The 624-nt window shown below is 39.6% G+C and carries 2 protein-coding genes; both read left to right on the forward strand.

Going from position 1 to position 624, the window contains the following annotated elements:
- Nucleotides 1-231, forward strand: a 231-nt coding sequence (locus GVN22_RS27820) for a hypothetical protein (RefSeq protein WP_205691077.1), incomplete at its 5' end; no start/stop codon positions are given.
- Nucleotides 232-421: 190 nt separating this feature from the next.
- A partial coding sequence (locus GVN22_RS27615) for a hypothetical protein (protein WP_166554195.1) occupies nt 422-624 on the forward strand: 203 nt, incomplete at its 3' end.

Below are 624 nucleotides of genomic sequence, written 5' to 3' on the forward strand. Positions count from 1 at the left end.
GCTAAAGAGCTTTGTGAGCTGATTGATGCTGAGTTTCGACGTGAGTTGATTTGCGAAGTCAGGAGCGTACACGAATACAGCCGGGCCATTGACTACACACCATTTGTTCGACGCTTTTTGGATCGGTACGGAATCATTCCAGATGTTGACATCGAAATGGAAACAGCAAGGAAAATTTACAGGGATTATTTGGCCAAAATATCAAAAGAATTTCAAAAAACTTTTCGCTGATTTGTCCGAAAAATTAAGCCATTGTCCGAATTTTCGGCTTTTTGTCCTACACAAAAGAATTTAGTCCGACCGTTGAGAAATGAAAAACCGCTTAGAATCTATATTCTAGGCGGTTTTTTCGTTTCTAAGCTTTTAAAAAAGCTCAAATTTTCGTCCGATGGATTGCGCTTTTTCTCTGGTAGTTTTGACCATGAACACAGTGGAAAAATTTGGACATGGTAAGTCTTTAATCGGATACATTTCACACCTGGTATTAGTCGAATCTAGTAAAGTAAAAACAATCGATGCTTCAGGTGTGCAATTGCTTGATGGTACCCCAATCACCGTATTCGAGTTTTTACAAAAAAATGCAGTTTGGCAGGAAGCTCAGCAAATAGACGACGCCTCTGGTGA

The organism is Cellulophaga sp. BC115SP (assembly GCF_009905545.1).
Lineage (GTDB): Bacteria > Bacteroidota > Bacteroidia > Cytophagales > Spirosomataceae > Flectobacillus > Flectobacillus rivi.